Source organism: Coprococcus sp. HPP0074 (genome assembly GCF_964238105.1).
In the GTDB taxonomy this organism is placed as follows: Bacteria; Bacillota; Clostridia; order Lachnospirales; family Lachnospiraceae; genus Faecalimonas; species Faecalimonas umbilicata.
Map to the genome: position 1 here is coordinate 217,162 of NZ_CAXSKS010000004.1, position 19,011 is coordinate 236,172.

A 19,011-nucleotide genomic window follows, 5' to 3' on the forward strand; every position below is an offset into this window, starting at 1 on the left:
CCCCCATTTTCTAACTCTTTTTAATAATTAATCTAAGATACAACAACAATAAAATAAATAAAGCACTACTCATAAATCCGATAAAACTGTAAACTATAATCATCGCAGAAAAGGCTTTTTCTTTAAGTACTAGAAGAATGCCTATTGCTAGGCAAATTACAATGGATGTCACACAAACCATCCTTCTATTTCTTTTAATCATTTCTTTATACGTTTCTATACCACAATCTCTCGCCGTAAAAAATATATATAATTTTTTCTGTAACCAATCTTCCTTTTTTGTATAAGGACTTTCTTCATAATCACAAATTAAAATATATGCTATAAAAAATCTAAGAATTGGATATGTCGTAACAGCAGTAATAAAATATAACAATAAATACAATGTTTCAAAAATAAATTCATTATATTCTCTTGTTTTAAATGCATGGATTCCGCTCATGATATATGGAATCACTATCAGACTTGTCATCAAAATACCACCACAGGCAATAAAATATACCAGTCCCATGCTCATTCCTTGCTTATATTCAGCAAAAGCCAACACTGCTTCTTGATTTTCAAACCCCACACCAATAATAGGGGAATCCAACCATGCTTTGAAGCATGCCATTATATGATCCGTTCGAACATTCATTGATCCCGCCCCTGATGGAGTCGTCAACTTATTCAATAAGATACCTACTACCAAAACAACTCCCAACAAAACTAAAAGCAAAAATGCAAGTTTATGAATAGATTTTTCCTTTTGAGAAAAAACTATTTTTGCTAAATATAAAACAAATACCGCGATGAGAAATACATAAGTTGTAGTTGAAAAAGTAGTTAATGCTGTAATTCCCAATAAAATCACTTTCCACCAATGTGTTTTTTGTAAAAGAAACATTTCACCTGCCAAAGCAACACATAAAACAAAATTATACATTGGTCCTTCCGGAAAAATACCGCAGTTTCTTGGTATATAAAGTGTTTCATTTAGATAAAGCTTTTGAGACTCATAATATATATTGTGAAACGTGCGTATATCCTCAGTCCAAGTTCCCCATATCAAAGAAGTTCGTCCACTTTCCGGAATAAGTGTTAGACATGTCCCTCCTAAATAAAAAATCAATGAAATTATAGCATATATCACAGCAATATTTATGAACGCTTTCCAAACAATATTGGAATCCTCTGCTTGATATAAAAAAAACATAAACCAAACAATTAATAAAAAGAAAAAAGAAAAATACCAATTAAAGTTTCCTTGAAACTGATATATATATGTAATACAACATATAAAAAATAAAAAAATCTTTTTCTTATTATTAATTGACAAATGATTTACTTTATTTGTATTTAGCAAGAACAATCCTAAACTTACAATAATCGTAGCAGCTAACAGCCACCAATAAAGTTGTTCTTGTTCTAATGATAATGAAACATCACATGCCCATGCCCCTCCAGTACTTACAAGCAGAAAAAAAGCAATCATGTACGCGCCAAAAACGGTAATTATTTTCTTGAAATTCAATTTATGTTTACTAAACGTCATCTAATTTCTCCTACTTCATATATGTAATATTATTTTTTAGACAAAATCACATCACAAATTTTATCCACATCTGTCAATTCTAAGTTTTCATATAACGGTAATGTCAAAATATTTAAAGAAACATCCCTTGCAATAGGTGTCTCATATTTACTATATTGATCTTTATAACAAGTCATATCATTTACAGCCGGATAAAAATATTTTCTTGCATATATTTCATTCTTTTTAAGCAATTCATCTACTTCATCTCTATTTTTCCCAAATTGTTCTTTCGAAAAATATACCGGAAAGTAAGCGTAATTGGGTTCTACATCTTCTTGAAGTGAACATAATTTAATTCCATCTATTCCTGATAGTCTTTCTATATATCTTTGATAAACTTGCTTTCTCTTTTCAATACAAATAGCAATTCTATTTAGATTACAAATACCCATTGCAGCACGAAACTCATCCAGTTTTGCATTTCCTCCAATACTGACTACATCATCTGGTCCATGGATCCCAAAATTTTTCAAATCATGTAAATTGATTCTGTAGGAAGAATCTTTAAATGCTACCGCACCACCTTCTATCGAATGAAAACATTTTGTCGCATGGAAAGAGAACATTGATGCATCACCAAAATTCCCAATTCCTATCCCCTTATAAGTACATCCAAAAGCATGTGCCGCATCATAAATAACCTTTAGATTATATTTTTTTGCAATTTGTTCTATCCTCTCTACATCACAAACATTTCCATACACATGCACTGGCATAATTGCCACAGTTTTATCTGTAATCAATTCTTCAATTTTATCTGGATCCATTGTATAATCATCCGGCTTAATATCACAGAATACAGGTGTTAACCCATTTCTTGAAATTGCATGTGTTGTGGAAACAAATGTAAAGGGTGTTGTAATCACTTCTCCCTCCGGAATATTTAATCCCATAGCTTGCATTCCCATCTCTAATGCCATGTGCCCATTCACAAATAAAGATAAATACGGAACCTTTAAATACTCAATTAATTGATGTTGAAACCTTTTATAGATTGGTCCCATGTTTGTTAAAATTTTACTTTCAAATATTGGTTTAATTTCTTTAATATAATCTTCTAAGTCAGGCATAGAAGATTGAGTCACATAAATAGCCATTTTTCCCTCCATCTTTTGTATTTACTTTATGCTCTTAACTTCCTCCATAATTTAATATATTAAGTCTGGTAAAACGGATACTTCAAGTCGAATATTTTACTCCTATAAGGGAATCAACTCTAAATATTTCGCACAAGAAAAGCACCCCATTCTTTCTGAATGCTGTACAATTGAACTATCAACAATAATCTACTCCCTCAAACAAGTGGTTACTTATTGAAACCATTATACCTCATTCCAATAATCTTTACAATTTATCCTCATTCTTCCTCATCCCCTATTTTCTCCATATTTTTTTAAATAATGACTCTACAGTATCAGATACAAAGTCTTCTTTTAATATCAGCAAAATGACCCCATATACTCCAAAAAATAAAATGGCTGATACACATAATGTTCCAAACACATTCATTGTTATTTTATTCTGGAATATTACTCCAACTATAGATGCGAACATAATTGCCACAACTATTTTCCACACTTGAACATGTCTTACCATTTCCCACAACTGCTTTCTCAAATATATACACTGCACAATCAATACAAGTAATTCTGCCATAGTTGTTGAAAATGCAGCTCCTGTTGAACCAAACTTCGGAATTAATACTAGATTTAAAACGAAATCTAATACTGCTCCCGCTGCAACTGAACATACAACGTTACTTTCTCTTCCTAGCGGTGTTAATATCTGAATTCCCGTTATATTAGACAATCCAATCAAAATCAATGTAGGCATTAAAATAATCATGGCTGCTGTCGCTGGCAAAAATGATTCTCCCGCAAGAAACAGTATAGATTCTTTTACATAAATAATAAAATATACTGTCATAGGAATTGAAACAACCAGTACGAACTGAAATGCTTTTGTAACCATTCTTTGAAATTCTTCTTTCTTCTTTTGTTGAATATAATAAGAAAGTCTCGGAAGAAGAACTGTTCCCAATGATGTTACACATGTTACAAGGACTGTTTTTACTTTTATCCCTGCATTGTAATAACCTACTTCCACATCCCCCTTCATGAACCCAAGCATCACCAGATCTAAATTCAAATATACGCTTGTTGCAACAGAAAGTAAAAAGAATGTCAAAATCCCTTTTCCATGTTGTCTTAAATTATACTTATTCTGCTTTTTTAATGTAATAAACTTTCTCAAGCGCAAAAAATTAAGTATATAAGATCCAAAGCTTCCGACTACATGAATTGATCCATAAATAATATAGTCTTTGGGCTCTTTCACTAATAAAAACATTAGAATAAGACCTATGATTTTAAACAGAACCGCACAGACCGTAATATAAGAATATTGTTCCAGAGCACTATAAAACCACTGCACCCCTATTGTTGTTAACCCTATGCTTACTCCCATGACAATGAGAAGTTCTTTTTGTCCTGCAAATTGTGGTATAATAAATAAAAGAATAAAAAATATAGCATATGTGATTGCTGTTGTAATCCCACTAATGATTAATAACTCCTGCACAGTTTGCGAGAGTTTTTCCTTATCATCTCTCACTCGTGCACAAGCCCGAATTCCATAAGTCGGAATTCCCAATGTTGCAAACATTGTAAAATAAGAAACAACGGATGTCGCAAATGCCACTTTTCCACTTCCCTCTACAAGAAGAACTCTTGATATGTACGGAAATGTAATCAGCGGAAATAAAATGGACGAGACCGTCAAAATAGCATTCATAATGAAATTAAATTTTACTGTTCTGATTCTCATTTATTGTTCTTTTTCTCCTTACTCTTTGAAAAACGAAATTTCTCAAACTTCCATTTTTCATTAATATATACAGTGAATCCACCTCTGAATTTCACCTTCATTGTAACAAAAAACCAATACATAAGTGCAAGCAAAATCAGTGTTGTCACAAAAGTCTGGCTAACTCCCTGCAAATAGAAGTATCCATCGATTGGATGAAATACAATCGTATAAACTATGTAAGAATACAATACTAACCAAAATCCCGTATTCTTAAAAGTTCTATATTTTAATTTGTTGTAAAAAACACTCATTGTTCCTGCCATCACTCCCTGCAGGATCATCGCTCCAATATACCCGAAATCATAGATCCACCTGCGGTATGCTGTATAAATATTTCCAACCATGACATCCCCATAATATCTAAATTCCAAGTGAATCGGATAAAATTTATCTAAGTTCAATAAGCCTAAATTATACAATTTTAAATTTAAGTTATAAAAAGTTTCTTTTCCAAAGATTTCTGAAGCTGCGGGTGGATGTTTGAAAAACTGATTCAAACACTCAATAGAACAGCCACAGTAAAAGGTAATATACTCCAGCAATCCTTTTGTGTTAATTCTTCCTACGAGGCTGGCACTTAAATAGAAAAGAACCAATCCTCCACAAGCGGCAATTGCTAATATTCCTATTGTTTTGATAGAGATATATGCTTTCCCGGTATGGTATGACCAAATCAAAAAGTAAATAACAATTCCTCCAACTAGAATTTGAAGCATCTGTAATCTGTCTGAGACTAAAAATCCATTACAGAGATGCAGCAAAACCGGAAGAAGACACGCCCCTAACTTTAAAGCTTTTTCTTTTGTCATTCTTCTCCCTGTTGCAACAAGATTATTGACAAAAATATACAAGAAAATATACGCGCATAACATAGCGATTCGCTCTACCTGTCCAAGCCACCATGGCAATGATTCTTTTAAAGTAACTGAAGTTACTTCTTTAAAAATATTAAGTGCTTGCGAAAGTGTGTTGAATTTTCCATTTCTGCTTGCAATTTCAATCATGTTAAAATACAACAATGCAATATAAACCGCACAAAATGCACTTGCAGCTATAATTTTCCACCATGGAAGATCAATTTCTTTTACTGCGATTTTTTTTCTGGTACCCTCGTATCTTTTCTTATATTTCCTGTCAATCGCAACACCAATCACAACAAATTCCGCTGCTCCGATTAAAAGCACAAAAAATGTCATTGGAATCATAGAAATTCCCCATCGTTCTACATTAAATAATGCACATCCCACACTCACTATGTACGCCAACAAAAATAGCAGCGCCGGAGTAAATATGTCTTTATTCACTTTTACATAGAGTATTCCATATAAGACTACTAAGAGTCCAAATAATAAATAAATCAACATAGGTTCTTATTTCCTCCTATTCTAAGTTCTCTATCTCTCTCAGAACTTTTCTCAACATCTCTCCTTTTCGCAATTTTTCTCCCATAGCAGACACGTTCTGAAGCATCTCGTCATATGTTTCCCCAGTAAGCGCAGCCAGTTTCTCTGGAATCTCTCTTAAAGACCCCACCTGTATTCCCAGCTGATTCTCTCTGATAAATTCTGCTATCGCTGCTTTCTCCCATACAATAACCGGAAGCTTACTTGCCAAATATAGTGATGTTTTATGCGGATTATTGTACTGCATATATTGCCCAAATTCTCCGCCACACTCGTCAATACTTTTTCCATCCCACACAAGTCCAAATTTCCCGTGCAATACACGCGGAAGGTCATCTGGAGGGAAAGAACCTTTGTAAGTAATATTGCCTGTTCCAATCGCCTCTGTGTTCAGATTTGGGCCATATAAGCGAAAGTCTGCATTCACCTGATCCAGCTGATACACATATCCCGCTTTTTCTTCCGACAAGTTCCCTGCAATAATAACTGCATTTTGATTCTCTTTTGTTTCGGCTTTTTGGATACTTTCCGCTTCCACCAGATAATCAAATATCTCAAGAGCATGTATTCTCGTATCCAACCCTATTTTTTTGAGATATCCGATCATCTTTTTGTTATGAGCGATGACATCATCTGCCAGACACAGAAATGTCTTTTCTGCATGCTGATACCATTCTTTTTGCTTTTTATCTTGTGTCCTAAGACTTTCTATATCATGAATCAAGATAATAATCTTTACTTTTTTTCTTTTTAACTGTTTGATATATCTAAGCGCCAACATTGCAACCTTTGGATACATCTCCAATGGATACTGGATCAAAATCTGATCTTCTTCCTTAACTGTTTTTGTAACCTTCCTCCAGTCTTTCATCAGAACCAATCCCATCCGGATCCGCTCTGCATAACTTACATTCTCCTTTACGACCGGAGGGCTGACACGCAGAGGATTCCATCCTTCTTTGATCAGTGTATCTGCCACGTCATTTCTTGCTTTAGAACCTGCATGCTGTTCGTTTAATCCCTTTTCTACAATACAATATTTTTTCACACTGATACTCCCCATATCTTAAAATTTCTTTTTTAATTGCTCTATTTTTTTCTCCTGATGATTCAAGTCATATCCCGCACAGATGATCTCCTGCAGACGAGATTTTCTTTCTTTTCCCCGGCTTTCCAATATTGCATTTCTCCACAATCTAGTATCGCCAAGTTTCAAAAATTCCACAAGATCTGAAAGCTTTGTCTCCTCACTGATCTGATCTGAGAGAAAACACGGAAGACCTGCTGCCTGAGCTTCGACTGCAACAATCGGCAGACCTTCATAAAAGGACGGCAACAAAAAGCAATCTGCCGCCTGCATCAGTCTTCGAACATCTTTTCTGACTCCCAGAAATTTTACTTTGTCGGCAACCCTTTTTTGTGCTGCATAATTTTTTATTTCTTGTTCCAGTTCTCCTGTTCCGACATATAAAAGTACACAGTCTTTTTCTTCCTCCAGACAGCTGCTGAAAATATCGATCACACCTTTCGGATTTTTTTGATGTGCAATTCTCCCCACATGGCAGATTACAAAGTTCTCTTTGATCCCCAATTCTTGCCTGACTTCTTCCCGAACGATTGGATCATATGCATATGTTTCTGCTTCAATCGCATTTGGCATGATCAATACATCTTTGTGCTCCATAATTCTTTGTCCAAACATAAAACTTCCCGCAAGCTTTGAGCAGGCGACAAATTGTTTTGCAATACCATTGAGAAACGGTCTGCAAATTTTATGAAGTCTTTCATTATCTGCTGCCCCATTATGACTGTGAATCACAATCTTTCTTCTGTGGATCCATGGAATGATCAAAGTAAAGACAGCACCTGCATTCAAAATATTTCCATATACCGTCTGATACTCTGGATGTTCCCTTAGCAACTTTCTAAATTGCTTCCACTGTTTTAACAATCCCTGACTTTTGGCTCCAATATAATAAATCCTAGAGCCATAACTTTTCAACTCCTCTTCATATGCAACTCCCGGAAAATCTGTGACAAAATCCAGGACGATTTCCGGCGCAAGCTCTTTTGTCAGATTCCGCAGATAAGTCTCAATTCCTCCTGGATTATCTGACATTCCATATACCAATACTCTTTGCTTTTCACTCATCTTAACGCCCTGCCTTCACTTTGGAATAAAAAATCGGAAATTGATTTCTGGCAATATGAATTGCTCTTGCAAAACTCAGACAGAGAAATCTACTTTTTGTCCTCAGGATCCGTAACGCAATTTTTAACATTCTGCTGTCAGATGCCTTGGCATCCATCACTAAGTCCAAAAATAATGGATCTACAAATAACTTCCTACACCAGTCTTTTCGATCCCGATGCGACATCCCTGAACGTGGATCGCAGTTTCTCTCCATGGCAGATAAAATATACCTTCCATACAGGCTCCCAAGAATCTGTCTGTTTTCTTCTGTATCTGCTTTCCAGTAAGTGCATTGCTCATACAACTTCTGAATCCGCTTCCGCAAAAAATGATAGTAATCTGGAACAAATTCATTTGTCAGGCTGCCGTTCACTCTCTTTGCATAGTGATAAGGGGCAAAATCCAGCAAGTTCATACTGTCTATCTCCATACAAAATTCAATATTAAAACAGATATCCTCTATAAACTTTGCATTTCTATAATCGTCAAAAGTAATTCCCAGCTGCTTCAGGTATTGAAGATCATATACCTTATTCCACGGATATCCATACAGTGTCTCTCTCTCCATATAAATCAACTGCTGATGAATCTGTTCTGGATCTGTTAGATACATTTCTTCAGGAACCCTGATTTCATTGTAAGAAAAATTCCCCTGCCGGTCATAATATTCCACAACAATTCCAAACAGTACAAGCTTTGCCCGGTTCTTCTGCAACGATTGATATACTTTCTCAAGCAGGTCTTCATCGACCGTATCATCTGCATCTGCAAACCACAGATATTCTCCAGTAGCCTCTCGGATCCCTCGGTTTCTCGCCTCGCTGACCCCACAATTCTTTGGCTGTTCAATTAAGCGGATTCTGGAATCTTTTGTTGCGGCTTCTCTTACAATCTCTTTTGTACGGTCCGGAGAACCATCTTCTACCACAATACATTCCCAATCTGAAAAAGTCTGCTTTCCAATGGATGCTAACGTGTCTGCAATATATTTCTCGGCTTTATATGCCGGCATTACAATACTAAAAAATGGTTTCATACTTACTTCTCTGTCAACTCCCTAATTAACTCTACAATCTTCTTATAAGACTCTGGTCTGTCAAACTGCTCTTCGGCAATCTTTCTCGCTTGTTTTCCCATTTCTTTCCGCACATCTTCATTCTCGTAGAGCTTCTCGATCGCATCTGCCAGAACTTCTTCATCTTCCGGCATAATATTGACTCCAAATCCATCTGTCTCTACTTTCTTTCGGAACTCCGGACTCATGCAAGTATTGATCATCGGATGTCCGGAAGCAAGGTAATCACCGATTTTTGTGACGATACTCTGTGGCGCTTTCTTTACAAACGAATTGACAACAATATCTGACTTTGCAAGATATGCCGCCATCTTTTCGTATGGCATATAGCCGACAAACTCTACATTTTTGCAGTGATGCTCTTTAGCCAGCTGCTCCAGTTCTTCTTTCAGCGGGCCTCCGCCTAGAATTTTGATCTTGATATTCAGCCTTCTTCTTCGGATCAGTTCTTCTCCTGTCAGAACAAGTGTCCGGATATCATAACTTGTTCCGATCGTTCCCGCATAAGTCACCCAGAATTCGTCCTCTTCTTTTTCGATCTCCGGACTGTATTTTTCCACACCTGCATCAAACTCTTTGATTTCATTCCCGACATAAACGGTCACTTTTGGAACATCCAACTTCTGGTTTTTTAACGGGCGATCCCGGTATTCATCAGAAGTTCCCACGATTCCCGATACAAGCGAATATACTTTCTCCGCATCTCTCTGTAGCGGATGAAAGATCATGCTGCTCACAACCGGAATATCCAATACCATACGCATCGCTTCCGGCCAAAGATCATTGACATCCGGCACAAATGGAATTCCTTTTTTCTTTGCATAAGATGCCGCAGCAAGCGCCACATCGTTTGGAGGAATCTCACAGTAGATCAGGTCGTAGTCTCCTTCCTTCTCTAAAAGTGCTGTCAGATTCTTTGCCGCAACTCTGTGACTGTACACCCTTTTAAGATCAATGTTTTTCTTATATCCCGGTTCATAGATAAATTTTAAATGAAATTTATATTTTGTTTTCTGTATTTCGGAAATATTTCTCTGTGCCTTTTCCCAATGCTGAAACGTTGTCGTAATCAGATCGACCTCATATCCGGCATCCACCAGGAACTCTGATAAAAACTTAAACCTCGTGTATCCCTTCTCATTGTTCAGCTTCACTCCCATTGTAATCACTGCAATTTTCTTCATATTTCTGCTCCAATAAACTTTATTTTATTACTGCCATTGCTGTCCGCAGCATAATCTTCATATCACTGAAAAATCCAAATGTCTCTATGTACTTCAAATTGTATTTCATCTTTTCCGGAAGAATATAGTTGAGATAAATCTCATCTACATCTGTGATTCCTTTTGCCCGATAGGCATCCATGATTTCATCTTCATCTTTATATTCAATACTCGTATTCGATGTGATTCCTGCCGGAAGAAGAAGCGTCGCCTGCATCTCATCCGTATAGCAGTCTACATATTTTTTCACTTCCGGTCTTGTCCCTACAAAAGTCATATCCCCTGTCAAAATGTTAAACAACTGTGGAAGCTCATCCAAGCGCAGTTTGCGCAGTTTCTGTCCGACCTTTGTGATTCTGCTGTCACTCTTTTCCGTGACAAGAGGTCCTTTTTTATCGGCTCCTGTCACCATTGTACGAAACTTAAAAATACGATATGGTTTGCCATAACTGGTGATTCTTTCCTGACGGTAGAATACCGGTCCTTTGCTGTCTATTTTGATCCAACAGGCAATAAAAATCATGACTGGGGACAATAAAATCATAAAAATAAAAGCAAGAAACACATCTGCTATGCGCTTGATGCGCAGGGCAGACTTTTTCTTGCTCAAAATTTTATAATATTTCTTTACCTCATCATTTCTCATCTGTTCTGGTAATTCCAACCAACTCTTTAGCATAATCCGTGTTCCCTCAATAACCTCTGAAAAGTATCTATTACATATTGCTGTTGTTCATCTGTCAGACAAGAATGCAGCGGAAGTGAAATTTCATTTTCGTACATTCTGTAAGCATTTGGAAAATCCTCGATGGCAAATCCCATATTTTTGTATGCGGTCAAAAGCGGAAGTGGTTTGTAATGTACGTTTGCCGCAATTTCTGCTTTTGCCAGTTCCTGGATGATCTGATTGCATTCTTCCCTCTGTTTGCCATTCAGCCGCACAAGATACAGATGTCCATTTGACTGGCTTCCTTCTCCATAATGGTTAAGCACCTGCACTTGATATGGACGAAAAGCCTCATCGTATCTCTCGATCAACTGCCTTCTTCTCTGTAATATTTTCGCATAACGCTTCATCTGCGCAAGTCCGATAGATGCCGTAATATCTGTCATATTCGCTTTATAGTACGGTGCAACAATGTCGTATTCCCATCCCCCTGCTTTCATCTTCGCCAAAGCATCTTTTGATTGCCCATGCAGTGTCAGCAACATATACTCTTTGTATAACGCTTCATCTTCTTCAGGCGTCAAAGACTTCCATGTCACAGCGCCTCCCTCCGCAGTTGTAAGGTTTTTCACTGCATGAAACGAAAAACAGGTAATATCTGCAATCTGTCCACACTTTTTCCCTTCACGCTCTGCGCCGAAAGCATGTGCTGCATCTGCAAGAATCAAGATCCTTCCCAGCTTCTCCTGTCTTTCGGATGACGGCTGAAACAATCCTTTCTTCTCTTCTACAATTTCAAACAGTCTGTCATAATACGGATAAATAATCCCTGCAAGATCAATCGTAAGAATTGCCTTCGTCTTCTCTGTGATAGCTTCCCGTACTTTCTCCGGATCCATGTCAATAGAATCCGGCATCGTATCTACCAGCACAGGGGTTGCCCCCACATGGCAGATGACGCTGCACGTCGCTGTAAATGTATATGCCGAGGTGATTACCTCATCTCCCGGTCCGATTCCCATCGCCCGCAATGTCATCTCCATACAGGTTGTTGCAGAACTTAAACATGCCGCTTTAGTCGTTCCACAAAATTGTGCGATTTCCTGCTCAAACTTTTTTGTCTTCGGTCCTGTTGTAATCCATCCACTTTTTAAAGTATCGATCACCTCTGCAATTTCTTCCTCTGTAATATCCGGGGGCGAAAATTCTACTCTCATACTTACCTCTCTCCATGTTCTCTGTTTAAAAATTCACTCGGAAGTGTTGAGCGCGTATCTGAAAAATCTTTCATCAATTCACTCGCAATCTTCCTGTCTCTCTCCACATCTTCCTGTCTGATATGATAGGTCGGAACGATTTTGTGGACAATCTCTTTCATTCCCTCTTCTTCTGCGTAAGCTGCCCGGTACAAGTCTTCCAGGTCTTTCAGAAATTGATCTTCATCAAAATCAATCGGTTTTCCAATATGAATCAACTCATTCGCAGTACTTTGCAGACCTTCCTCGCTCATCAATAATTCTTCATAAAGCTTTTCTCCAGGTCTAAGTCCTGTAAATTTAATCTCAATATCTTCTCCTACCGTGTATCCGGATAAACGAATCAGATTTTTGGCCAGATCCAGAATTTTCACCGGCTCTCCCATATCCAGTACAAAGATCTCTCCTCCCTTTGCACTTGCTCCAGCCTGGAGCACAAGAGATACCGCCTCCGGAATTGTCATAAAATATCTGATAATATCCGGATGCGTAATCGTTACCGGTCCGCCTGCTGCAATCTGCTTTTTGAAAAGCGGGATGACACTTCCATTGCTTCCAAGCACGTTTCCAAAACGTACTGCCACATATTCCGTCTTGCATCTGTGGCTGAAGGTCTGTATGATCATCTCACACATCCTTTTGGAAGCTCCCATGATGTTGGTCGGATTGACTGCCTTATCTGTGGAGATCAGAACAAACTTCTCAACTCCGTACCTATCTGCCGCAAGTGCAGTCTTATATGTTCCAAATACATTGTTTTTAATCGCCTCGTTCGGACTGTCTTCCATCAGCGGTACATGCTTATGCGCAGCTGCATGATAGACAATATCCGGTCTGTATTTTGCAAAAACACTGTTGATTTTTCTACTGTTTCGCACAGAACCAATCAGAACAACCAGATCCAGATCCGGATATTTATGCTTCAGTTCCTGTTGGATATCGTATGCATTATTTTCATAGATATCAAAAATGATCAGTCTCTTTACTCTATTTGCTGCAATCTGACGGCACAGCTCACTTCCGATGCTTCCGCCTCCTCCAGTGACAAGGACAACTTTATCATACACATATCTTCCTATGGTCTCTGTCTTGATATCGATCGGTTCTCTGCCAAGTAAGTCTTCAATCTCCACATTGCGAAGCTTCTGAACGCTGACATCCCCATTCACAAGCTGATATACCCCAGGAAGAATCTTCAGATCTGCATCGGTATTCTTACAAATTCCAAGGATCGCCTGGATCTCTTTCTTTTTGGCACTTGGCATTGCCAAAATAATCTCATTAATCTTATATTTTTCTACATTTTCCAGAATTTTATCTCTGCCACCCACTACTTTTACACCGTGGATATAAGTTCCGGCTTTTCTCGGATCGTCATCGATGATACAGCAAATCTTTGCATCGAGCTGTTTACTCATTTCAAGTTCCTTCATCACAACATTGCACGCCTCTCCCGCACCGACGATCATCGTGCGCCGCACGTTCTCACTATGAACACTGCTTCGATAGATCATTCTGACAAATCGATAGGAAAATCTGCCAATACAAGTGCATAAGAACAGACCAATAGTGTAAATCACAAAGTAACTTCTGTAGATTTCTCTGTAAGTCAGAAAATAGGCTGCCGCATTAAAAAGAAAGGAACCTATACATGCCTCTCCAATATAGAGGAGCTCTTTCGCACTTGCAAATCTCCAAAGACTTCGATAAAGCCTGCATACGGTAAAAATCCCGATTGTCACGATCGTATTGGGAATCATCATACTTCGAACCGACTCCCAATATTCCACCGGAACTGCTGACAGTTCGAAGCGGACAAGCAATGCCGCAACGGAACACAGGTTAATAAAACATACATCTAAAATCACTAATGCAATCTGGTAGATTGCCGATAAATCCCATTTTTTTAAAAACTCTCTCATTTGCCCTTATCTCACTCTTTTCTCTATTGTGCAATCTCGGAGCCTTCCAATGTCTCCCCATTTTCTACACGGTCGATCAGTAATCGAATCGTATCAACCGATGCCTGATCCGGCTGCATCACATAAAGTGCTCCTCCGCCATAAGAGAAGCAGACCTGCTCATCTCCTGTTCCTGCAGCAGCCACAGAATAAATATTCCATGCTTTTCCCTGGGCGAGCTGATCTTTGATCAAATCCTGAATCTGATCCTGAGACATATTCGTCTCTACATTTCCACTGACACTGTTGATAATACCGTTGGCATTGACCAGCATCGCCGGTGAGATCATCTTTTTGATCAGACCTGTGATCACTGCCTGCTGATTTTTTCCCCTCTGATTGTCTCCGCCTTCGATATTCTGTCTTTCCCGCGAAAATGCCAGCGCCTGCTGCCCGTTAAAATGGTTTGTTCCCTGAGCAACATCCATGACAAGTCCAGAATCTTCACTGGTTGTAAATGCAAACTCGGACTCTACGTCAACCCCGCCAAGCTGATCTACGATCTCGATCAGGGACGTAAAGTTTACACGCGCATAGAACGGAATCTCTGTATCATAAAGCTGTGATAACGTTCTCATAGAAGCATCTACTCCGTAGATTCCTGCATGTGTAAGCTTATCTTTCTGTCCACCACTGATTCCCGGTATCTCCACATAGTAATCACGCGGTGTTGTCGTCAAAAGGATCTGATGTGTCGTCGGATTGATTGTCGCAACAATATTCACATCGCTTCGACTGTTTGTCTCAATTGGTCCAAACACATCAATTCCACTGATAAATACACTGAAAGTATCTTTCTTCACCTCTACCTGAGCTGCTGTATTGTCCAGTTCTTTTTTGATACTGTGCTGATAAATGACCTTCACGTTCTTTGAATAATTTTCAAATGCTTCTTCCAGAATTCCGGTATATCCTTCATTATAAATAATCGCCTGTACCTGTCCATCGTGCAGTGCCTGCGCCTGCTCACTTAAACTTCCATACTCCACGGTCTGGATCTCTGTTCCCAGCTTTTCATTGATATCTGCAACTGCTGACCGGACATCGTCTCCACTCATCGCATACTGAACACCAAAGGTATACGATGCCGCATCTTCAATCTTCTCTGCTCCGTCGTCTGCCAGCACTGCAACTACCATATTATCTACTTTATAAGAACCACCTGAGATTTTACCCAGTGCTCCATTTGCCTTTCCTATATAATATGTCGCAAATAACAGTAGAATCATAATGAAAAAGCTAAAGATCTTTCCTCCGATATGCCTTCCTTTCTTCCGGAGCTGGGTTGCCAGCGTAATTCCAAAAAGAAGCAGTAATATCACAGCAATGATTCCGAGATATTCTATCGGCAGCATATCTAGAATAAATAACATGACCATAAATACTACTGAGACCAGTCCCTGCAGTCCTGCCAGAATCAAGCCAAGCACATCCTTTTTCTTACCTTTTCTTACAGTTTCTTTTCGGTTTTCCGATGATTTTTTGTTAGTTCCTGATCCTCTTCTATCTCCTGCCATGGATTTTGCCGGATTATAGTAAACTTCCTCCAGCTCCCTCCGGCTTTTTTCCGGTCTTCTATTTCCCTGTGGTTTTCTACTATCTTGCGTCCGCCTGCTGTCCCGAGGTCTTCTATTATCTTGAGATTTCCTGCTGTCCTGAGGCCTTCTTTGTGTTCTATGCTCTTTTGCGGGCATTTCTCTCTTTCCCATAATCCATCCTTTCTTCCAAATTTCCTTTTTTCATCATCACTCTGTTTTCTTCTAAAATATCTAATATCATGTAATCTATTGCTATCCTATGAGGACTTCTATCTAACCCCATATCCAAACAAGTATAGCATAAACTATAGTAAACTTCAAATTCTTTCCAAAAAGCTCAGACCTTGTACCTGCCTTTCATTTTTCCAAAAAAATGGTCTTCTTTTCGGTCTTAAACTCTCAGACTTCTCTATTCTGCCTCTACCGAAATAAACTGGAATGTTGTCACATCAAACAATCCCATATCTGTCAGTTTGAGCTCCGGGATCACTGCAAGCGACATAAAGCAAAGTGTCATGACCGGCTCCACTTCCCCACAGATTCCAAGTTCTGTATAAGCTTTCTCATGAATCTCTGTCAGTTTCTGGTCCACCCATTCCCCACTTCTGTCACTCATCAGACCTGCGATCGGCATAGGCATTTCTTCGATGATTTTCCCTTCTTTTACAAGGACAATGCCGCCTTCCTGTTTGATCAGACTTTCTACCGCAAACGTAATCTCCTCATCACTGACACCGACTGCAATAATGTTATGGGAATCGTGGGCCACGGAAAGCGCCACCGCTCCTTCTTTGATGCCGTATCCTTTTAAGAACCCACATGCGACGTTTCCGGTTCCCTGATGTCTCTCCACAACCGCAATCTTCACGAGATCTTTTTGAGGATCCCGGATAAATTCTCCGTTTTCATCTACTTTGATCTCCTCAACTGTCTTCTTTGTGACAACACCGCCTGGCTGTATCTCAATGACATTTACCCGGTTCGACTTCAAGTGCATTTTTAATTTCTCTTTCGAAAAATCTTTGACGATCACACTTCCTCTGACTGGCGCAATATCTGCATACGATGTTTCCGGAAGATATCTGCCATCTTCTGCGGTCAGTTTCCCGCCAATCCACACTTTTTCTGTCTCAAATTGTTCTAGATCCTTCATCAGAACAATATCCGCCTGATATCCAGGTGCAATCGCTCCCCTTTCACGCAGTCCAAAGCATTCTGCGGCATTTAATGTTGCCATACGGATTGCCGTAATCGCATCTATTCCCTCTTCGCGACAGATCCGCAAATGATTGTCCAGATGTCCCTCCTGCAGAATTGTCTTTGGCTGGCGGTCATCCGAGCATAGCAGACATCGTCTGCTGTTCTGTCCCGTTACCCCGCGAAGAAGCGTCCTCAGATTATGACACGCAGAGCCCTGTCTGAGTAAAATGTACATCCCTCTTGCCAGTCTGTCATTCATCTCTTCCACCGTAGAGCATTCATGATCTGCAAGAATCCTTGCCGCCGCATAAGCATTCAGCTCCTTGCCACTGATTCCTGGTCCATGTCCATCGATCACCTTTCCGGCCCGCTTTGCTACAAGCAGTTTCTCAAGGACACTATCGTCTGCCCCAATGACTCCCGGAAAATTCATAAATTCTCCAAGCCCCAGGATCCCCTCTCTCTGAATTGGCTCTTCCATCTCAGCTGCACCGATCACAGCACCTGCATGCTCAAATGGCGTCGCCGGAACACAGGACGGAACCACATACTGAATATCCAATGCAGTCCTCTCCGCTGCCTCCATCATATAATCCAGCCCTCGGATCCCACAGACGTTTACAATCTCATGTGGGTCCGCAATGATTGTTGTCGTTCCATGAGGTACTAAAAGCCGCCCGATCTCCTCCGGTGTAACATAAGAAGATTCAATGTGAATATGACTGTCAATCAGACCCGGAACCGCATAAGAGCCTTTTGCATCCACAACCTCTCGCCCTTCATATTCTCCAATTCCCGCAATCTTAGACCCACTGACTGCAATGTCTCCGCTGATAATTTCTCCCGAAAATACATTTACCACTTTACAGTTTTTGATCACAAGATCCGCCGGAATCCTTCCTGCTGCTGTATCAATCAATTTTTTCAATTCTTGCTTGTCCATGTTTTCTTCCTTTTCTATCTATTTTGCTGTTTTTTGCATGCTTCTGCGTAAATTATAGCATATCCTTATTTCACCCTCAACCGTTGGCAGACAACGGTTATTTCTTTTCACAACTACTTTTTACATATCTTTGATTTTTACTCTTCGGCGCATTCGGGATCGTCATTTGGATCTGCCCACTCTCAAGCGCCGGATTCAGATAATTTTTTCTCAGAGCATCTTTGGATTTCAAGTGAAGCAACTCTAAAATTTCATTCGCTGTATAAGGAATATCTTCTTCCATCGCTTCCAGGAGTTTCTTTACATATTTTGAAAGACTTTCCACCGGTTCCTTCGGTTCCTTTTTAATCTCATCCAGTGCAATCTCAATCTGTTCCAACATAAACTCAATAAAACCCGTAATGGTTCTCTCCATCTGGCAGATAGAAATCGCCTCATAATATCCTCCCTGCACCCTCTCCATCTGGGTTTCCAACGGAAGATAGGAAAAGAAAGGTCTCCACTTTGCCAAAATCGCTGTCTGCCACAACTGTGCCAGTCTGCTGTTACCGTCCGTAAATGGGTGAAGAAACAGGACTTCATAATGGAAGATGGAAGACAGAATCAGCGGATGGATTTTTTTCCTCTGACTTTCCATCCATGCAAAAAGCTCCTGCATCTGCCCCTCAATAAACCTCGCCGGCGGTGCCATAAAAAACTGATTGTGATTAAACACACCTTTTTCCGTCTGGCGAAATTCTCCGGATTCGCTTGCAATATCCTTCGTCAGAATTCCGTGAGCCTTCTTAAAGTCCGCAATACTATAAGTCTCCACTTCCTGCATGTATTCATAAACCGCGTACATGTTCTGAACTTCCCGGATCACTCTTTCACTCACCGATACCGGCCGACCCTCTACAATCTCCTTGATCTCCGGAACCGAAAGCTGATTCCCTTCCATCCTTAAAGAAGCGTGGATTGCACGAATTCTTCTTTCCCGGTTTGTTCCCGACATCCCTACTTTATAATATTCCATAATCCTTCCGGACTTCTCCGCAATCGATGCCACCAGCATTACTATTTTATCTGTAATTTCATATGGCGGATTGTAATTTCCCATAAAATCTC

The 19,011-nt window shown here is 39.4% G+C and carries 14 protein-coding genes; all 14 read right to left on the reverse strand.

Going from position 1 to position 19,011, the window contains the following annotated elements:
- Positions 1 to 10: 10 nt before the first annotated feature.
- A complete protein-coding gene (locus tag ACESPO_RS07185; protein WP_390108794.1) occupies positions 11 to 1,534 on the reverse strand; it encodes an O-antigen ligase family protein in 1,524 nt (507 codons plus the stop codon).
- A gap of 29 nt (positions 1,535 to 1,563) precedes the next feature.
- Positions 1,564 to 2,673 carry a DegT/DnrJ/EryC1/StrS family aminotransferase gene (locus ACESPO_RS07190; protein ID WP_116441386.1) on the reverse strand — a complete coding sequence of 370 codons (1,110 nt, stop codon included), beginning with the start codon at positions 2,671 to 2,673 and terminating at the stop codon, positions 1,564 to 1,566.
- A 277-nt stretch (positions 2,674 to 2,950) separates the two neighbouring features.
- A complete protein-coding gene (locus tag ACESPO_RS07195) occupies positions 2,951 to 4,402 on the reverse strand; it encodes a flippase (protein ID WP_499788636.1) in 1,452 nt (483 codons plus the stop codon).
- The gene (locus ACESPO_RS07200) at positions 4,399 to 5,808 is read right to left on the reverse strand and encodes an O-antigen polymerase (RefSeq protein WP_008977244.1); all 1,410 of its coding nucleotides are present in this window, start codon (positions 5,806 to 5,808) and stop codon (positions 4,399 to 4,401) included. Before ACESPO_RS07200 ends, ACESPO_RS07195 begins: the two co-directional genes overlap by 4 nt.
- Positions 5,809 to 5,824: 16 nt before the next feature.
- Entirely contained in the window at positions 5,825 to 6,895 is a 1,071-nt protein-coding gene (locus ACESPO_RS07205; RefSeq protein ID WP_270457429.1) for a glycosyltransferase, read from the reverse strand.
- Between the two features lie 18 nt (positions 6,896 to 6,913).
- A complete protein-coding gene (locus ACESPO_RS07210) occupies positions 6,914 to 7,999 on the reverse strand; it encodes a glycosyltransferase (protein WP_390108800.1) in 1,086 nt (361 codons plus the stop codon).
- 1 nt (position 8,000) lies between these two features.
- Complete coding sequence (locus ACESPO_RS07215; protein ID WP_390108802.1) at positions 8,001 to 9,077, reverse strand: glycosyltransferase family 2 protein; 1,077 nt, start codon at positions 9,075 to 9,077, stop codon at positions 8,001 to 8,003.
- A 2-nt stretch (positions 9,078 to 9,079) separates the two neighbouring features.
- Positions 9,080 to 10,300: a glycosyltransferase family 4 protein gene (locus tag ACESPO_RS07220; RefSeq protein ID WP_117577509.1), complete on the reverse strand. Its 1,221-nt coding sequence runs from the start codon at positions 10,298 to 10,300 to the stop codon at positions 9,080 to 9,082.
- Between the two features lie 19 nt (positions 10,301 to 10,319).
- Entirely contained in the window at positions 10,320 to 11,018 is a 699-nt protein-coding gene (locus ACESPO_RS07225) for a sugar transferase (RefSeq protein WP_117577511.1), read from the reverse strand.
- Entirely contained in the window at positions 11,012 to 12,223 is a 1,212-nt protein-coding gene (locus ACESPO_RS07230; RefSeq protein WP_016441269.1) for a DegT/DnrJ/EryC1/StrS family aminotransferase, read from the reverse strand. The genes ACESPO_RS07225 and ACESPO_RS07230 overlap by 7 nt, the downstream gene beginning before the upstream one ends.
- Positions 12,224 to 12,225: 2 nt before the next feature.
- On the reverse strand, positions 12,226 to 14,184 hold the full coding sequence (locus ACESPO_RS07235) for a polysaccharide biosynthesis protein (protein ID WP_499788637.1): 1,959 nt from the start codon (positions 14,182 to 14,184) through the stop codon (positions 12,226 to 12,228).
- A gap of 23 nt (positions 14,185 to 14,207) precedes the next feature.
- Positions 14,208 to 15,932, reverse strand: a complete 1,725-nt coding sequence (locus ACESPO_RS07240; RefSeq protein ID WP_499788638.1) for an LCP family protein — start codon at positions 15,930 to 15,932, stop codon at positions 14,208 to 14,210.
- Between the two features lie 238 nt (positions 15,933 to 16,170).
- Complete coding sequence (gene ade, locus ACESPO_RS07245) at positions 16,171 to 17,904, reverse strand: adenine deaminase (protein ID WP_336305020.1); 1,734 nt, start codon at positions 17,902 to 17,904, stop codon at positions 16,171 to 16,173.
- 97 nt (positions 17,905 to 18,001) lie between these two features.
- Positions 18,002 to 19,003, reverse strand: coding sequence for a Fic family protein (locus tag ACESPO_RS07250; protein ID WP_499788639.1), 1,002 nt, complete (start codon positions 19,001 to 19,003; stop codon positions 18,002 to 18,004).
- Positions 19,004 to 19,011: the final 8 nt, after the last annotated feature.